Annotated in this window: 18 protein-coding genes; 4 read left to right on the top strand and 14 right to left on the bottom strand. The window is 40.8% G+C overall.

What is annotated here, in order from left to right; all coding sequences use genetic code 11:
* Positions 1–3 precede the first annotated feature (3 nt).
* From pyrF to pepF, 4 genes are all read right to left on the bottom strand, one after another.
* Positions 4–921 (bottom strand): orotidine-5'-phosphate decarboxylase, encoded by a 918-nt coding sequence (pyrF, locus tag BET01_RS17720; protein WP_120198205.1) that lies wholly within the window; start codon positions 919–921, stop codon positions 4–6.
* 54 nt (positions 922–975) lie between these two features.
* A complete protein-coding gene (locus BET01_RS17715) occupies positions 976–1,632 on the bottom strand; it encodes a YkgJ family cysteine cluster protein (RefSeq protein ID WP_120198204.1) in 657 nt (218 codons plus the stop codon).
* A gap of 158 nt (positions 1,633–1,790) precedes the next feature.
* Complete coding sequence (locus BET01_RS17710) at positions 1,791–2,564, bottom strand: nitroreductase family protein (protein ID WP_120198203.1); 774 nt, start codon at positions 2,562–2,564, stop codon at positions 1,791–1,793.
* 33 nt (positions 2,565–2,597) lie between these two features.
* Complete coding sequence (gene pepF / locus BET01_RS17705) at positions 2,598–4,382, bottom strand: oligoendopeptidase F (protein WP_243117267.1); 1,785 nt, start codon at positions 4,380–4,382, stop codon at positions 2,598–2,600.
* A 139-nt stretch (positions 4,383–4,521) separates the two neighbouring features.
* On the opposite strand from pepF, the gene BET01_RS17700 reads away from it, so the two are divergent.
* Positions 4,522–5,289, top strand: coding sequence for a GNAT family N-acetyltransferase (locus BET01_RS17700; protein WP_120198201.1), 768 nt, complete (start codon positions 4,522–4,524; stop codon positions 5,287–5,289).
* Here BET01_RS17700 and BET01_RS17695 read toward each other — a convergent pair.
* On the bottom strand, positions 5,286–5,927 hold the full coding sequence (locus BET01_RS17695; protein ID WP_120198200.1) for a GNAT family N-acetyltransferase: 642 nt from the start codon (positions 5,925–5,927) through the stop codon (positions 5,286–5,288). The two genes, BET01_RS17700 and BET01_RS17695, sit on opposite strands and share 4 nt — an antisense overlap.
* Positions 5,928–6,114: 187 nt before the next feature.
* Here BET01_RS17695 and BET01_RS22270 point away from each other — a divergent pair, with 187 nt between their 5' ends.
* The gene (locus BET01_RS22270) at positions 6,115–6,894 is read left to right on the top strand and encodes a PocR ligand-binding domain-containing protein (RefSeq protein ID WP_120198199.1); all 780 of its coding nucleotides are present in this window, start codon (positions 6,115–6,117) and stop codon (positions 6,892–6,894) included.
* 36 nt (positions 6,895–6,930) lie between these two features.
* Here the strand turns inward: BET01_RS22270 and BET01_RS17685 are convergent, their stop codons facing one another.
* The 6 genes from BET01_RS17685 to BET01_RS17660 form a co-directional block, all read right to left on the bottom strand.
* A complete protein-coding gene (locus tag BET01_RS17685) occupies positions 6,931–7,659 on the bottom strand; it encodes a YebC/PmpR family DNA-binding transcriptional regulator (protein WP_120198198.1) in 729 nt (242 codons plus the stop codon).
* A 163-nt stretch (positions 7,660–7,822) separates the two neighbouring features.
* Entirely contained in the window at positions 7,823–9,223 is a 1,401-nt protein-coding gene (locus BET01_RS17680; RefSeq protein WP_120198197.1) for a hemolysin family protein, read from the bottom strand.
* A 94-nt stretch (positions 9,224–9,317) separates the two neighbouring features.
* Complete coding sequence (locus tag BET01_RS17675) at positions 9,318–9,665, bottom strand: type II toxin-antitoxin system PemK/MazF family toxin (protein WP_024835362.1); 348 nt, start codon at positions 9,663–9,665, stop codon at positions 9,318–9,320.
* 116 nt (positions 9,666–9,781) lie between these two features.
* Positions 9,782–10,969, bottom strand: coding sequence for an alanine racemase (gene alr, locus BET01_RS17670; protein WP_120198196.1), 1,188 nt, complete (start codon positions 10,967–10,969; stop codon positions 9,782–9,784).
* 7 nt (positions 10,970–10,976) lie between these two features.
* A complete protein-coding gene (locus BET01_RS17665; protein WP_120198195.1) occupies positions 10,977–12,500 on the bottom strand; it encodes an NAD(P)H-hydrate dehydratase in 1,524 nt (507 codons plus the stop codon).
* 93 nt (positions 12,501–12,593) lie between these two features.
* Entirely contained in the window at positions 12,594–13,250 is a 657-nt protein-coding gene (locus tag BET01_RS17660; protein WP_120198194.1) for a redox-sensing transcriptional repressor Rex, read from the bottom strand.
* A gap of 155 nt (positions 13,251–13,405) precedes the next feature.
* On the opposite strand from BET01_RS17660, the gene abc-f reads away from it, so the two are divergent.
* On the top strand, positions 13,406–15,319 hold the full coding sequence (abc-f, locus tag BET01_RS17655) for a ribosomal protection-like ABC-F family protein (protein ID WP_120198193.1): 1,914 nt from the start codon (positions 13,406–13,408) through the stop codon (positions 15,317–15,319).
* A gap of 44 nt (positions 15,320–15,363) precedes the next feature.
* Here the strand turns inward: abc-f and BET01_RS17650 are convergent, their stop codons facing one another.
* The 3 genes from BET01_RS17650 to BET01_RS17640 form a co-directional block, all read right to left on the bottom strand.
* Positions 15,364–16,104: an NADPH-dependent oxidoreductase gene (locus tag BET01_RS17650; protein WP_120198192.1), complete on the bottom strand. Its 741-nt coding sequence runs from the start codon at positions 16,102–16,104 to the stop codon at positions 15,364–15,366.
* Positions 16,105–16,130: 26 nt separating this feature from the next.
* Positions 16,131–16,496 (bottom strand): DUF1304 domain-containing protein, encoded by a 366-nt coding sequence (locus tag BET01_RS17645; RefSeq protein ID WP_120198191.1) that lies wholly within the window; start codon positions 16,494–16,496, stop codon positions 16,131–16,133.
* A 136-nt stretch (positions 16,497–16,632) separates the two neighbouring features.
* Positions 16,633–17,712, bottom strand: a complete 1,080-nt coding sequence (locus tag BET01_RS17640; protein WP_120198300.1) for an N-acetylmuramoyl-L-alanine amidase family protein — start codon at positions 17,710–17,712, stop codon at positions 16,633–16,635.
* A 184-nt stretch (positions 17,713–17,896) separates the two neighbouring features.
* Here BET01_RS17640 and BET01_RS17635 point away from each other — a divergent pair, with 184 nt between their 5' ends.
* On the top strand, positions 17,897–18,124 hold the full coding sequence (locus BET01_RS17635; protein ID WP_120198190.1) for a hypothetical protein: 228 nt from the start codon (positions 17,897–17,899) through the stop codon (positions 18,122–18,124).
* Positions 18,125–18,210 lie beyond the last annotated feature (86 nt).

The following is an 18,210-nucleotide window of genomic DNA, read 5'->3' as shown; positions in this document are numbered from 1 at the left end:
CCCCTATAATACTCGGTTGATGTCAGCTACCATATCAATTACCGCCTGTCTTGAGGCCTCACCAAAGTTTTCTGCACCGATTTTTTTATATTTATCCTGTTTGTAAGCCGCGATGATTCCTCTGGAAGAGTTAATCACAGCTCCTAATCCATCTTCATTAAAGCATGGCGCTAGATCTTCTGCCGTTCCTCCCTGAGCACCATAGCCCGGTACAAGGAAATAAGTATTGGGCATAAGCTTACGAAGAACACTGCTCATTTCTGGGTAAGTAGCTCCTACCACGGCACCTACATTGCTGTAAGTTCCATCCATGGAGTCTGCGCCCCATTCCACAACTTTTTGTGCTACATGCTCATACAATGGTTGTCCATCGATGAGGCGGTCCTGAAATTCACCGCTGGAAGGATTGGAGGTCTTAACCAAAACAAAGAGTCCTTTGTCTTCTTCCTTACATACATCTACAAAAGGCTTTACTCCATCTGTGCCCAGATATGGATTAATGGTAAGAAAATCAGTTGCAAATGAAGATAAGCTTTTACTTCCTACTTTTACTTTACCGATATGAGCTGCGGCATAAGCGGACGAAGTGGAACCAATATCGCCTCTTTTCGCATCACCAATGACTAATAAATCTTTTTCATGACAATACTTTACTGTTTTTACGTAAGCCTTTAATCCTTCAATGCCAAATTGTTCATACATGGCAATCTGAGGTTTTACGGAGGGGATCAAATCGTATACATGATCTATAATTTCCTTATTATACTGCCAGATAGCTTCAGCAGCACCTTCCAGGGTTTCACCAAATTCATCCAATGCCCTTTTTAAGACATGCTCTGGTATATAGTCAAGCATCGGGTCAAGTCCTACACAAACCGGTGCCTTCGTCTTCTGGATTTTCTCAATTAATTGCCTGATCATTGTCTCCTCCTAGGTTCCAATTATTCTTATTATTCTCTATTCTTACCAATTCTATCATAAGAAGGAACTAGCTTCAAGCCTTCTTTCAAACTGACTAAAAAAATCCTGCTCCATATCATAAGGCATAAGATAGAAGTCTTTTAACACATGCATACTCACTTGATTGGTGAATGTGGGATCATTTTCTTTTTTGACCCGTTCTTCTAAATCCTTTAGATAGCGATACCACTGAAATACGAATATTTCATATTGTTTTACATCCGTCGTATCCAGCCATTTTTTGACCTTAACTTTTGATTTCCCTTCCATTTTGCACTCATTTGATTGAAGGAAATATCGAATGCCTTCTTCCTCGTATGCCCTGCCTAACGGGAAGAGGCGGCAGATCCCAGGACGGAAGCTATGAATTTGACACCGTCCCTCCTGACTTAAGAAGCTGCACCGCTCTTTTTCATCTGCCATCTTTAAATTAGGAATTACGATCCCAGCCACTACATTTAATTCAAGGTTATTCTGAAGTAGTGTTTCCATGGTGCAAGATAAATTTTTACACAAACGATAACAATCTAGAGGATCTAAAGTCACAGACTGTCCCATCCCCTGACAGCAGTCAGAACAGCCACGGCAGTCCTTGCAATCTGCCTTCACCATGTCATTTATTCCATATAATTTCCCATCGGAAATCTCACTTAAATCAACTTCCCGTTTCATGAATCTCATTCCTCACTTTTACATACTAAACATATGGTTGATGTATCTCCCATGGAGAATAGGTAATGGCAAAACCGATATGTTCTTATTGCTTGTACACATAAAAAGGAGAAGGCTCAGGTAATGAACAGGCCTTCCTCCTCGTTGTATGGCTGCTTTTAACAGTTAAATTCTTTGAAAAATGCAGTCGTTATATAGGTTCCACTTTTAAACGATTTTTTAAGCATAGCATCTTCCGCTTCCAACTTAATGTTCATCCACATTTCTTCTGCTGCGATGGTTAAATGGGACAACATGATCCCAATACTGATATCACGCATGGAAACCAGGGGAGCGGACGGTAAGAATTCTCTACAAGCAAAGATATAAATTCTATCATGGTATACGATAAACCGCCAAGGTTGGTTATTTACAGCAGATGGAGCCAATCTAGCCGCTTTTAAAATATTTTTCAGAGGTTCTTCTGCTTCCTCTTTGAATACACATAGTTCTTTTAATGGCAACCGCTTTGCCGTAGCAGGATCACGATACAACAGTGTTTTGGGATAACCAAAGGCAATTGTAATAACCTGTTTGACCCCATCCATCTCCTGACCTGAAATCTTTGTATTGCCCAAATAGCAGGAACCTATCCCTTTTCCTGTCATGTATAACAGAATTGGTTCTAAAATATATCCTGCATTGGTCAGATACCCCTCCTTTTCCTCGGAGTGAAATACCAGATAATAGGGAGCATCCACCTTCCATAACCCTTTCACAGAAAGATGACCATCCAAATTTTCGCATATTTCCATTTTCACCGAAATGTCCGCATGAAGCTTCAATACACAGTTCCCAAAATAAATGATATCCTTTAATAGCTGTTCTGGAATCTGTTCCCTTTTATATTTTCTGATGGATCTTCTTTTAAATATCATCTGATAAAGATTCATACTTGCTCCCCTCTTTTCAACCCGCAATCGGACCTAAATCAGCTCCCTCATTTCCTTCAAAAGCCCGGCAAACACCAAAAGGGCATCTTTCACCGGCTCTGCCGTGGACATATCTACTCCACAAAGCTTTAAAAGGTCTATGGGAGTCATCGAGTTTCCTCCGCTCAAAAATTCAAAATAACCCTTAATTACTTTTTCATCCCCAGAAAGGATTTTGCTACTAATAGCAACCGCAGCCGAAAAGCCTGTGGCATACTGATATACATAAAATGGAGTGTAAAAATGCGGAATCCTGGACCACTCGAAATCGATTTCCGGATCAATGATCATATCCGGACCAAAGTAAAATTCATTGAGTTTATGATATGTCTTACCCAGAAGTTCCCCAGTCAGTATCTGACCTTCCTTTACCAACCGGTGGGTTTCGTCCTCAAACTCTGCAAACATGGCCTGACGATAAAGTGTTCCACGGAAACTATCCATAAAATGATTCACCAGATAGGCTCGTTCATTCTTATCTTTTGTTGTCGCTAACAGGTGACGGATCAAAAGTGCCTCATTGCAAGTAGACGCAACTTCTGCCACAAATATCTTATACCCCGCATCCACATAAGTCTGGTTCTTATCAGAATACCAACTGTGAAGAGCGTGACCCATCTCATGAGCCAGAGTAAACACACTGTCTAAGGTTCCATTATAATTAAGAAGAACATAAGGATGGATTCCGTAAACTCCCCAGGAGTAAGCTCCACTTCTCTTACCTTCGTTCTCATATACGTCAATCCAGCGATTATCAAAGCCCTCTCTTAGCAGAGACAGATACTCTTCTCCCAAAGGTTTAAGACCTTCTAAAACCATACGTTTGGCATCCTCAAAGGGTATCTTCTTTTCTTCTAAGGAAACCATAGGTACGTATAGATCGTACATATGAAGTTCATCTACTCCAAGAGCTTCTTTTCTAATGGAAACGTATTCATGAAGATATGAGATATCTTCGTGTACCGCTTGGATCAGATTGTCATAAACCGTCTCCGGTATCTCATTCTCCCATAAGGAAAAAGCTCTTGCAGATGTGTAATTCCTAGCAGATGCATAGAAAGAGGCTTTCTTACCATTGGAGAAAAAGGTACTTGCCAAGGTGTTCCCAAACTGTTTGTAAACACTGTAAAGCGCTTCAAATGCAGATTTTCTTACTCTTCTATCCTGCTTCTCCATAAAAGCAATAAAATTACCGTGGGTAATTTGCACCGGCTTTTGATTCTCATCAAGAATTTCAGGAAATTTTGCATCTGCATTATTAAACATATTAAAGATATCCGATGCCCCTGACGTTGCTTCCAGAGATTTTGCTAAAAGTGCCTCTTCCGCAGCAGACAGGGTATGAGCCTTCTTATTCAAGATAATCTCAAGAGTTCTTTTATAACGACTAAGCTGGGGATAGTTCTCCTGATACTCACGCAGGGTTTCTTCTGGGAAGGATAATATCTCAGGCACCAAATAAGCCGACAGACCAGCAGCCTGATAAGATAAGGCTCTCGCTTTTGCTGCAAACTCCTGATATTTCGCATTCCCTGTATCTTCATCCGACTTTTGCTTTCCGTATACAAACAAAGTCTCTATCTTTAAGGACACCTCTTCGTCAAATCGCAGACAGGAAAAAAGCATCTCTCCAGAATCCATAAGATGTCCTTCAAATTCTTTATAACCCGAAAGTTCCTGCTCCGTCTCACGGAACAATTCTTCCCAGGCTGATTCAGACGGTAATATATCCGCCAGGTTCCAGGTGTCGCAAACCGGTATTTCATCTCTCTTTTTCAATGATATCCCTCCAACTGATTTACTTGTGTTTATTCTATCACCCATATTTCAAAGAAACAACTGGAAATATGGAAATATTTCATTGAATTTTAATGTTTTTTTGTATTATACTATAGGAAAACAAACTAGGAGCCCTGATATGAATATAATCCACACCGATACCTTAAACCAAATACAGAAAAACGACGCTATGGTACTGCAGGAAATCTGCAAAAATCATGATCATATTTCTTTGACATTACCAATAGAAGAAGATTGTATCTACTACTTATTATACGACGAAGGAAACCTCTTATCCGTCCTCTGCGCATTTATTACCGAAAATATGGATTATGAATGCAGTGGATTTACTCACCCCCTTCACAGACGAAAGGGACATTTTAAAAGACTCTTAAATGAGTTTTTAGAAAAGGCCGAAGAAAGCGATTTAATCTTTCCCGTGGACGAGTCCTGTGTTGGCACCGTTTCCACCTTAAAGGCCATGGACGCCTCCTTTTGGTATCAGGAACACATTATGGAGTTGCCACTTACTCAGTCCATAAAAATCAACCAACTAAAGAACGGATTTTCCTTTGAAACCCTCTCTCTTTCCATAGCATCCTCACCGGAGGAGACACCCATTCAATGCGTATTTTTATTAGATGGTAATCAAGTAGGATCCTGCTATCTGGATTCTTTAGAAAATGGAGCTTATTTATACGGATTTGAGATTGATGAAGCTTATAGAAATCGAGGATTGGGAAGTGCCTGCCTCTCACTTTTTTTAGATACATATTTCGCACACCCCAATGCAAGGCGTTTTAAAAAGCTGTTTCTTCAGGTTTCCGGCCTTAACAAGCCCGCTATATCACTCTATCAAAAAGCAGGATTCCAGATATTGGAAAGCCTGTCCTATTATGTATATTAACTCCTACTCCTATCACGTATCATACAATACTGTTTTAGGTTATCTAGCGTTTCAACGATTTCATATAATTCAAAGCCAAAATGCTCGTAGAATGACACATTTTTTTCGTTATGAGTTTCCAGAGAAACCATTAGCCTGTATTCATCTGCATAACCAATGGTCTCTCTTAAGAGATGAGTTGAAATACCGTGATGCTGCATGTAGGGCCTGACCGCAAGATAGATGAGATGCAGCCGATCTTTCGTATTAAGCGTTTCTGTCCATTTGGAATTTAAATAATCCTTGCCCTGGTAGAAGTTCCACAACGTTTTAAAAGAAGGATCTTCCTTGATCAGATATCCCTTTGTTTTTAAGTAAGCGGCTGCCTCTGAAATATAGTTTTTTAGTGAATAAGAGGATTCTGATTCATCCCCTACTACTATAATTCCATGAATCTCCTGGCTGTCCGCATAGATCTGACAGGTCTTAAGGAGCTCTTCCATATCGCAGGCAAACAGCTCAGGCAGCAGACGATCTCGTCTTTTTTTATCTGGAATTAGCCTGCAATAGAGAGGGTCAGATTCAAAACACTCAGTCAATAACTCCTTTAATTTTTCTAAATCTTCCTTCTTTACCCGATACAAATGGTCACAGTCCATGGTCTTAAGCCTCTTTTTTATATTTTTACAACAGCCGACTTGGTTCATTTAAGCACAATGGTTTACTCCGTTTAATGGATTTTCACAGACTATTCCCGGTTACCTCACTTGTATTTGTTCTATTATTATTATATAATAATATACATAATGGTTTCCAATTCTTATAGGGGAAGGGCGTGGAATACATATGATAGATCTTAGAAAATTCATCGACTTGGATTCTCTCCAAAAAATCCAGGATCAGTTTTCTGAAGCTACAGGGTTAGCAGCCATTGCAGTCGATGCAGAGGGGAAGTATTTAACAAAAGGAAGTAACTTTACAGATTTTTGTATGAAGCATACCAGAATGAATGAAGAAGGGGCAAAGCGGTGCCAGAAATGCGATGCCGAAGGAAGCGGAACTTATTACTGTCATGCGGGACTTATGGATTTTTCTACTGATATCATTATAAATGGGGAAAAGGTAGGTGCTATCATCGGAGGTCAAGTTCTCCCTGGAGTACCTGATGAGGACAAGTTCAAAACCATTGCAAGAGATCTCGGTATCGTAGAGGAACTGTATGTAACAGCGTTAAAAAAGGTTCCTGTGCGGTCGGAATCTATGATACGAGCCTCTGCAGATATGTTGGGTAATGTGGTAAACCAGTTAGTCAATTTAGAATATATAAAGACCATGACACAAAAAAGAAATAAAGCATTGGATAAAGAGATTGATACCATTGAGACTTCATTAAATGAAGTCACGGAAAAAACCAGTAATCTTCAAAAGATAGCCTCCATGGAAAAGATTCTTTCCATAAATGCCTCCATTGAAGCCGCTAGAGCTGGGGATGCGGGAGTTGGGTTTGCTGTTGTAGCCAGAGAATTTGGCGAAATATCAAAAAGCTCGGGAGACGTGTATCAACGGATTCATGAACTTGTAGGCACAATCAACAAGTCTGTTCGCAATTTAACGGTAGAGGTATAAAAAGAGGAGGAAAGCTTTGGCTTTCCCCCTCTTTTTTTATTCTTCCCAGTTATGGTAAGTTGCTTGTACGTCGTCTTCTGCATCTAGAAGATCTAAAATCTTGTTCATCTTTTTAATTGATTCTTCATCTGTAAGCTCTGCCCAGGTCTGAGGAATCATGGTGATATCAGCTTCTACCACAGGTACCCCTGCTGACTCCAGGGCTTCTCTTACACCACTGAATTCATCTGGGCCAGTGACTACTTCATAACTGTCCTCTTCCTCGGAAAAATCTTCAGCGCCCGCATCCAAAACAACCATCATCAGCTCATCTGGATCCATGTCACATTCTTCTTTATCTATAATAATCTGACCTTTTCTATCAAAAAGAAAGGAAACACAGCCTGGTGTACCAACATTACCGCCACCTTTTGTAAATGCGTTCTTTACATTAGCAGCCGTACGATTTTTATTGTCTGTCAGAGTATCTACGATGATCGCAACCCCATTGGGGCCGTAACCTTCGTATGTAATCGTCTCATAGTTGACAGAACCAGCTTCACCAGCTGCTTTCTTAATTCCGCGGTCAATGGTATCATTAGGCATATTATTTGCTTTTGCCTTTGCAATAATATCACGGAGCCTGCTATTATTTGCAGGGTCTGATCCGCCTTCTTTTACTGCAACAGCAATTTCTCTTCCGATAATTGTAAAAATCTTACCTTTTGCAGAATCGTTTCTTTCTTTTTTGTGTTTAATATTTGCGAACTTTGAATGTCCTGACATTGTTTATAGCACTCCTTTTCTTTCTCTGTTTCGTCCTTATTGTTTAAAAAAATACATCTTAACTATTTTAGCACTTATTAATTCTTCTTGCAAGAAAAAACAATACACAGCCTCCATAAATCACCTGCTTAACAGCAAGAAATTTATGGAGGCTGTGTCAGTATTATGACAGAGCTTCAGAGTGTTCGGGTCCTAGCTTATTAAGAGCATCCTCTTCTCCCTTTGGCTCATCTGCCTCTTGTTTTCGAACCAGTATTGATTGAATGATCTTATTTTTTACCAGAAGAATCTTAAATCGGTACCCAAGAACGGACACCTCAGTCTGTTCTCCCTCCTGAGGAATACGATCCAGTTTCGAGATCAAAAGGCCGTTTATCGTATCATAAGAATCATAATCTTCTTCTTCAAATTCGATATCCAAAACCTTTTCCACATCTTCTAAAAGAGTCATACCGTTCATAATATAAGAACCATCATCCGAGGAAACAATGTATTCCTCATCCACATCGTATTCATCCAAAATATTGCCTACGATTTCTTCTAGAATATCTTCCATCGTAACGACACCAGCCGTCTGACCATACTCATCCACCACAATTACCATATGAATCTTTTCAGACTGCATCTCTTTAAACAATTCATTGATATTTCTTGTTTCGGGAATAAAGACAGCCTCTCGTAAAAGTCCTTCGATCTCACAAAGTTTACGTGTCGCGTTCTTTCTATGTTCCACACAGATAAGGGCATCTTTCATATGAAGAATACCAATGATGTCATCCACATCTTTTTTATAGATAGGGTAACGGGAATTGAGCCCTTGCTTGAGTATGAAATCCACTGCCTCTCGAAGGGGCATATCTCCATCCAAAGCTACAAGGCTTTTTCGATGGGTCATGATGTCACCAGCTTCTTTGTCGTTTAATTCAAAGATATTGGTTATCATCTCAGCTTCTCTGGCTTCTAAAACGCCCTGCTCATGACCTTCGTTAACCATAGACATGATGTCTTCTTCCGTAACGTTCTCATTATCTGTTGCTATACCGATTCCAAACAGTTTCAAGATAAAGAAAGCAACCAGATTTGCAAGCCAGGCAATCGGCATTACCGGGATCATTAAAGTAGATACCATCGGCAGAAGTCCAAACCCCCACTTTTCAGGATTCTTTGCAGCACATCTCTTTGGAATTATAATTCCAAAACTGATTAATAACACGATCAATCCGACTGCGACTACAAAAAGGCTTAAAAACGACAGCCACCTTCCTGCTAAGGCATGATTCCCGATTAAGATCTTCTCAAAATTGGCTCCCAGCTCTTCTAATACAAAAGCTCCGGTTACCATACCGATTAAATTCGTTGTAATTTGAATGGTGTTTACGAAACGGGTAGGTCTGTTAACAATATGTAACAGCTTCCGGGCCTTTTCACTCCCATTCTCCATCTGGTGTTCCAGTTCGCTTGAATTCACATTTTGGATTGCTGCTCCAAAACCATAGAATATTGCGTCTAGTGCGATAAAAGCAATAAAAATAATCACGCGTATAAGCGGATTGCCATCGTCCATATTAACTATCGACTCCTTTTGTTCATCATCATTTGTATTTTAAATGAAACTAATTAGAAATATACCATTTTATCAGCATTCCGTCAATAATGAACTATGTACCCAGTTCCAGGCTGACCCTTAATGCACAGTCCACTTCCTGCTGAAGTTCTTCATCGATATGACAGATCTTTTCTTTTAGTCTCTGCTTATCAATGGTCCGCAGCTGTTCTAAAAGGATAACTGAATCTTTAATCATATCACATTTTTTCGTATCAAGCTCCACATGGGTGGGAAGCTTTGCCTTGTTCATTCTGGAAGTAATTGCAGCACAGATCACAGTTGGACTGTGCTTATTCCCTATGTCGTTTTGTATGATAAGAACCGGGCGAATACCGCCTTGTTCGGAACCTACTACTGGCCTTAGATCAGCATAATAAATGTCTCCACGTCTAATAATCACATTTTTCACACTCCGTCAATTTATTTAAGTCTATTATTGACCTTCTTTGACTCGTGTATACACTTTAGTTTTTCCGCCGCATACCTTATGATATGTTTTGGACATGGAGTTTGTTATCACACCTTTAAAAACCCTTTATAATTATCATCAAAATAATCCTTCGTCCCTACGATTTTGCCATCTTCATAGTACACTCTGGGAACACGTTTACCAATATCACATAAAATTTCATAATGAAATCCTCCGCTGGTATTCGCTAAGTCATCCACCGTAATCTCATGCTCCGCCTGTTTTCCAATCAATACAGCTTCATCGTCTTCCTCTACACCCTCTATGTCAGTGACATCTACCATAAACTGATCCATGCACACTCTTCCAAGGATTTTAGCCCTCTGACCTCGAATCAAAACCTCTCCTTTTCCAGAAAGGTTTCTTGGATATCCGTCTCCATATCCTACGGGTATGGTAGCTACCACCATCTCACGGTCAGCGACAAAGGTTCCTCCATAACTGACTGCCGTACCAGAAGTTATTGTTTTTATGTATGTGACCACACTTTTTAGACCCATAACAGGTATTAGCTTTACTGTGTTTTTATCCACCTGATCCGAAGGATATATGCCATAGATAGAAATACCCGCACGCACTGCATGAAAATTAGCTGCCGGAAGATCCAAAATCCCAGCGCTATTTGAACAATGAAGAATCGGAATTTCTAGGCCTCGTTCCATAAGCATATCTACAAATTTGCGGTAATGCTCCATCTGTCTGTTGGTTGCCGCCTTATCCGTTTCATCTGCCTTTGCAAAATGAGTAAATAATCCTTCTACTTCAATACCAGGAAGACTTTTGATTTTAACAGCCTCATCTGCTGCTTCCTCTGTAATACCAAGCCCTATTCGACTCATACCAGTGTCTGCAACCAGATGGATCACTGCCTTCGTTCCGTGCTTAAGAGCGGTCTCTGAAAGGCGGCAGGCTCTCTTATACTGGAATACTGCAGAAGCAATTTCGTATTCCACCAAAAGGTCATAACCATCATAAGGGACAACACCTAGCACTAGAATTGGCTTTTTAATACCATGTTTTCTCAAGATGACGGCTTCCTCCACTGTAGCCACTGCATATCCCCACACATAAGGGTCAATGGCTATTGCAACAGGAACGGCTCCGTGCCCATACCCATCGCATTTAACAACGCCAATCATCTTAGTTCCTTCTGCCAGATTTGCTTTCATGGCCTCCATATTGTGCCTGACTGCATCCAAATCTACCGTTTCATAAACTCTGCTGTATAATTTCATCTTCCTGCTACCTCGTTTGCTCCTGCAATATTGTATGGATTTCTTCTGTCAACTGGCTTGCCAAAAGGCTATAGCCTCCGTATTTTTCCTGTACCACATCTCCGGCCCGTCCGTGGAGCCAGACACCAAGAGCGGCGGCATCGGATTCTTCCAGACCAAGAGCCAGAAGTCCGGCAATGATTCCTGTCAAAACGTCCCCGGCCCCAGCTTTTGCCATAGAGCTGTTTCCAGAGGAATTCACATAAGTCCTCTGATCTTTTAATGCTCCTATTGTCACAGCGTCCTTTAAAACACATGTAATACCAAATCGATCCGCATATTCCCTTGCTGCAGCAATTAGATTTTTTTTGATGGCTTCTACCGAACTTCCAGTCAGCCTCGCCATCTCTCCCAAATGGGGTGTTACAATAATATTTTCTGTGAAATATCCGGTCAGATCAGGATTATCTGCGATGGCTCCCAAGCCGTCTGCATCAAGGATAATAGGAACGTATGCATTGGTAAGCACTTCTTCCACTAGATTTTTTACGTATGACTCCCGTCCAAGCCCTGGCCCTAGAACAATCACGCTGGCCCACTCACACTGTTTTCCTAGAAGCTCCTTAAAGGCTTCTGTACTTGCGTCAGCTTCCTTAGGATCATATGTTGCGATAATCGCTTCTGGCAACTCTGACTGTAGTATAGTTCGGTTTTCTTCTACTGTAAAGATCTTTACCAGGCCTGCGCCGGTGCGATAAGCTGCCAAAGAGCTTAAATAGGCAGCGCCGCTCATATTGCGACTTCCTGCAACAACTAAGACTTTGCCAAAACTTCCTTTGTTGGAATAAGCCGGACGCAAAGGGACCTTATTTGCATCTCCCGGTTCAAAGGTAAAGAACTCAGATTTTATAGTCGAAAGACTCTGTTCTGGAAAGCCTATCTCAGCCACAACAACCGTTCCGCTGTATTCCTTGCCCGGATAAAGCATAGTTCCAAGTTTCTCCCAACCAAACGTAACCGTTACATCTGCACGAAAAGCAATCCCCATAATCTGGCCAGAACCTGAATGTATGCCAGATGGAATATCTACAGCCACGGTAAGTGCAGGACCGCTTGCTATCACCTGATCCATAATCTCCCGGTAGGAACCAAGCACTTCGCGATTAAGCCCTAAGCCAAATAAGGCATCGACTAAAAGATCACACTCTCCAAAGGTAAAATCAGGATAATCCACGAGATCTACCCCAACCTTTTTGGCAATCTCCAATTGTATCATGGTCTCCCTGGTTGCACTCTCCCTCTTTCCAGCTAGTATTGCAGTGGTTCTATATCCTTTTAAATGAAGCATTCTGGCAATGGCTATGCCATCTCCGCCATTATTACCGTTGCCGCACAAAACCCAGATACGGCTTTTCTTATTCACAAGCTTTTCTATTTCACAAACCACTGCCAAAGCAGCCCGCTCCATAAGGACCAGAGAAGGAATTCCAATTGTATCTATGGTGTAATGATCCACCTCTTTCATCTGATCTCCTGTAACCAGATATCTCAAAATGCATTCACCTTTCTTTCCTATAGAAAAACAGCCGGCAGAAAAGAGTTATCCTCTTTGTCTGCCAGCAGGCTCTCTTTCTATTTAACCAGATTATTTGTCTTCCAGCTCTGTGCCACCATCTTGCATATTGCAGACACGATAGGACAACCGCATCAAGCTCTCTGATAAATGAACATTCTCTACCACAACATCATCAGGTACTGTTAAATCTGTGTGGGCAAAATTCCAGATAGCCTTAATACCTGCCTGCACAAGGAGGTCTGCAATTTCAGGCGCCTTCGTCTTTGGTATGGTAAGGGCTGCAATCTGGACATCATTATCCCGCACAAAGGCCTCTAAATCATCCACGCCCCGAATCTCTATTCCTCGGACTACCAGCCCGATTAGACGCGGATTGATATCGAACATTCCTTTAATCAGGAAACCACGCTTCTCAAAATTGGCATAGTTGGCAATCGCCTGGCCTAAGTTACCAGCGCCAATAATGACAATATTATGCTGCCTGTCGATCCCCAGTATCTTTGCTATCTCCGTATAAAGATATTTTACATTATAGCCATAGCCCTGTTGACCAAATCCACCGAAGTTATTCAGGTCCTGACGGATCTGAGAAGCGGTCACCCTCATTCGTATGCTTAAATCATTGGAGGAAATCCGTTCCACTCCTTCTTCCAGCAGCTCTCCTAGATATCGGTAATATCTAGGAAGCCTGGCAATCACTGCTTTTGAAATTTCTTTATCTGCCACATCTTCACCTTCTTTTACTCAGAATAAACTACCATTATTATAACTTCACGTCAAAATAATGTCAAACTAGTTTTTCCAATGTATCCTTGAAAAAATAAATGACCTATATTATACTAATCCTATTGTCATACACTTACACGGGAGGAAATAAAACCATGATTCTATCATGCAGTAACATAAGCAAAGCCTTTGGAAGCAATGAAGTGATTAAACACGCTTCCTTTCATATAGAGGAAAATGAAAAGGCGGCTATCGTAGGAATCAACGGTGCCGGTAAGTCTACACTCTTAAAAATCATCATCGGGGAACTGCCTGCCGACGAAGGTGAGGTGGTTGCCTCAAAGGGTAAAACCATCGGTTACTTATCTCAACATCAGGACCTTTCCGGAGAGCGAACCGTCTATGAAGAGGTCCTTGAGATCAAACGGCCCATCATCGAAATGGAAGCCAAAATTCGTCAGATGGAACTGGATATGAAACACCTTACAGGTAGCGAGCTTGATAATATGCTCTCCTCCTATAGCCGGCTAAACCACGAATTTGAACAGCAAAACGGTTATGCCTATCAAAGCGAGGTCACTGGTGTTTTAAAAGGTTTGGGCTTTACAGAGGAAGATTTCAAGAAACCTGTCATAGCCTTATCTGGAGGACAAAAAACAAGGGTTGCCTTAGGACGCCTTCTTCTTTCAAAACCAGACATTATCTTACTGGATGAGCCTACCAACCATCTAGATATGGAATCCATCGCTTGGCTGGAAGGTTATCTGGTCAATTACGATGGCAGCGTTATCATCGTTGCTCATGACCGTTACTTTTTAGATCGGGTGGTCACCAAAATCATTGAACTTGATAATGGCATTATGAATGTCTACCAGGGAAATTATACGGAATACAGCGGTAAGAGGGCTATGATTCGGGAAGCAAAGATGAAAGCGTATTTAAACCAGCAGCAAGAAATCAAACATCAGGAAGAAGTTATAACCAAATTAAAATCCTTTAACAGAGAGAAATCCATTAAACGCGCAGAAAGCCGGGAAAAGATGTTGGACAAGATTGATCGTCTGGATCGGCCTACAGAGGTCAATGACGAGATGAAGATCCGTCTGGAGCCTAATATTATCAGTGGTAATGATGTCTTAACTGTTAGAGACCTTAAAAAAGCCTTTGACCAAAATCTTTTATTCGATCATGTGAATTTTGATATTAAAAGAGGAGAACGAATTTCTATTATTGGCGGCAATGGCACGGGGAAAACCACTATTTTAAAGATGCTTAATGGCATTCTGGGTGCAGACCAGGGTGAGATTGTCTTAGGCTCCAAAGTACATATTGGGTACTATGATCAGGAACATCAGGTTCTCCATATGGAAAAGACACTTTTTGATGAGCTCCAGGACACGTACCCTTCCATGAACAACACTCAGATAAGAAATATACTGGCTGCATTCTTATTTACTGGCGACGATGTGTACAAGCGGGTCAAGGATCTAAGCGGTGGAGAACGAGGACGTGTGTCTCTTGCAAAGCTCATGCTTTCTGAGGCCAATTTTCTAATCCTCGATGAGCCTACCAACCATTTGGACATTACGTCAAAAGAAATCCTGGAAGAAGCGCTTAACAACTATACCGGTACAGTACTTTACGTATCCCATGACCGTTATTTTATTAACCGAACCGCCACAAGAATCCTTGATTTAACCAATCAGACTGTGGTTAATTATATCGGTAATTATGATTATTATTTGGAAAAGAAAGATCTAATGACCAGTCTATATGCCGCTTCCCCTATAACAACCTTAGAAGCTAAGGAAGAGACTTCTGAAACAAAATCGGACTGGAAGTCTCAAAAGGAAGAACAGGCACGACTTAGAAAGCGTCAGAATGAGCTTAAAAAAACAGAGGATGAGATTCATAAACTTGAAACCAGAGATGGAGAAATTGATGAACTTCTTGTAAAAGAAGAAATCTTCACCGACGTACCAAAGCTTATGGAACTAAATCAGGAAAAAGATGCCATTGGAAAACAACTGGAAGCGCTTTATCAACAGTGGGAAGAACTGGCGGAATAAAAAAATGCAGGCAGCCAAATGTTTCGGCTGCCTGCATTTTTTCTTTATTTGTCATTAGATAATTTCTGTTTCTTAATGGTTGGATATACCTCAGGATAGTAAACACTCTGGTAAATACTAGAAGTGAACTTGCTCCAGTTTCCTTCCTTCTCCCGTCCAACTTCTGCCAAATAATCTTCCATGTCCTTATCGTACTGATCAATGGACTCTAACAATCCATCGGAATGATAAAATTCCTCATGCTTAAAGGTATCAAGGGGAAGTCTAGGTTTCTTATGGGAATGATCCTTTGGATAGCCTAAAGCAAGACCAACAGCAGGGAAGGTATATTCAGGAAGCTTTAACAATTCAATCAACTCTTCTGGGTTTTTACGTACGCCTCCAATAGGAACAATTCCAAGTCCCAGAGATTCTGCTGAAATAATAGCAGCTCCCATCTGAAGGCCAGCATCAAAGGTTCCAACCATAGTTCCTTCTACGCTTTCATGTATGACCTGAGTAAGACCATTCTTCTCAGCACCTAATTTTGTCTTGTAAAAATCAATGAGAAACAGCAAAAATACAGGTGCTTCCTCTATCCAGGTTTGGTTACCGGTAAGCTGGGCAATCTTTTTCTTGGCGTCCTTATCTCTGATTACAATAACTGAGGTCTGCTGTCCATTGATCGAATTTGGCATGGCCTGAGCCGTTTTTAAGATCTCATCTATAACGGCATCGTCAACATCCTTATCAAGAAAACTCCTTATAGATCTGTGGTCCTGTATTAATTTGATTGTCTCGTTCATGGTTTATTTCTCCTCTTTTTTTTGATTTAATGAATTAATATGACTCCTAAAAGCACCAGTAATGCCGGCAGTGCCTGTTTGAAAAAAATCGACTTCGAGGAAGTCAGAGCACCGTAACTTCCAGCAAAAACAACGCATGACAGGAAAAATACGGCTATGTTCTTTGCCCATAATACATCCCCTATGAATAAGGACCAAATGAGTCCAGCAGATAGGAATCCATTATACAATCCTTGATTTGCTGCAAGACCCTTTGTTTTTTCAAAAAGCGTATGGTCTATCGAAGTAAATATACGCTTACCTGTCGTCGTCCATGCAAACATCTCTACCCAGAGAATATACAAATGTTCGGCTGCAATGATAGCAACGAATACCTTAGCCAATAATGCCATCTTTTCACTTCCTTTAGTTTTATTAAATTAAATTGTGCTAAACCTTTAAATTGATAATATACCATTTACTAACATTTGTCAATAAAAATTATAACTTTTTATACGACAAAAGCGGCCCCGGTTCGCCCAAAGCCGCTTACTTATCCTTTTTCTGCTCATATAAAATGTTTTTTAAGATACTTACCGCCTCTGGGGATGCCACTTCCATCTCTGATCGTGTGTAAGGAGATTCTACATAGGTACCTATCAGTTTACCAAAATAAAATGCTATGTCATCGGAATAATAATCCGGCACATAGATAAAATCCTCCAGGGAATCCCGGTACATCATTAGGTCCGTGCCTAATTTACTGTTACTTTTATAACAGCCTGAGGCGTACCCAATATACTCGCCGAATGCCTCCGCCAACTCTCCAGGGTTGCAGATCTTAATTTTTTTATAATTCATATCCAACTTATGACCAACATAATAGATCCCGTTTCCTGTCATTGGTGCTGAAAAATATTGCTTATCCGGATAATAAAGAATTTCCCAGCCCTGGTCAATAAATTTCTTTACCCACTGCCTTGGAACATTTTTAGAAGATTCTGTAAACGCCTCTTTTACCTCAGCAGGAAGAGAATAGGAACCTTTCTTACCTTTTACACTGATATCCAGCTCTCGGTTTCGTACTCCTTTTTCATCCATATAGGCCAGTCCTACATACTGATTGGCCGCCATCTGTCCGTTATCAAAAAAATAGTATCGGTTTCCAGATATGTTCTTATAACCAGAGGAAACCATCTCTCCTCTCGTAGAGAACCAATACCAGCTTTCGTCTACATCCTGAAACCAGCCTTTTTGCACTTTCCCATCCTTGCCGTAATAATGCCACTTTTCATCATCCTCATTGTAGCACCAGCCAATCTCCTGCTCACCACTTTCTAAAAAGTAGTATTCCACTCCCTTAATCTTCACCCAGTCCGTGGTCATATAACCATCATTGTCAAAATAATACCAGCTACCGTTTATATCTTCCCAGGTATTCTTTTTAAAGCCCCCCTGGCCATCTACATACTTCCAACCATCAAAATCCTTCTGCCAGCTCCATTTCGTTTCCGGTGTTAAAGATTTGCCACCGGAGGGTGTGGAAACTGCCTCCTCTGCTGAAGAAACCGTGATACAACCCAGGCTTATAAGGATACAGACAGATACCGTAATCCACGTTTTTTTCAAGGATTGTAACACCCCTTCCATACTGTCCCTGTTATTTAATAGAAATTCTACTATAATTTAGGAGAAAAGTACAGGTCATAAGCTATAACTTTTTATTAAGATTCTCTAAGGGCTTCTTTCCAATCTTCATTTTATGAGATATAATAGAAACTATATCAGGTTTAGAAAGCGAGGGATTTCACCCATGAACTTAAAACGCCCACTGGCAATGATTGGAGTTATTTTAATCGTCTCCATGTATATCATTGCATTGTTCTCTGCATTTTCCCATCATCCAGATTCAAAGAACTGGCTGATGGCTGCTATTTTCTCAACCGTTGCTGTTCCTGTCTTTCTTTATGTAGTACAACTGGTGGCCCGCGTCTTAAAGCCAGATGAACGTAATAAAACACGCAACGGGGAAGACGAATAAAGTTATCTTCACAGGCTGCATACTCGCTCTAAGCGAAGATGCAGCCTGTTTGTTGCAAACAGTCTATTTCGCAGTTTGCGTGTAGT

The organism is Lacrimispora algidixylanolytica (assembly GCF_003609635.1).
Classification (GTDB): Bacteria; Bacillota; Clostridia; order Lachnospirales; family Lachnospiraceae; genus Lacrimispora; species Lacrimispora algidixylanolytica.
This window is presented reverse-complemented; position numbering and strand designations above follow the sequence as displayed.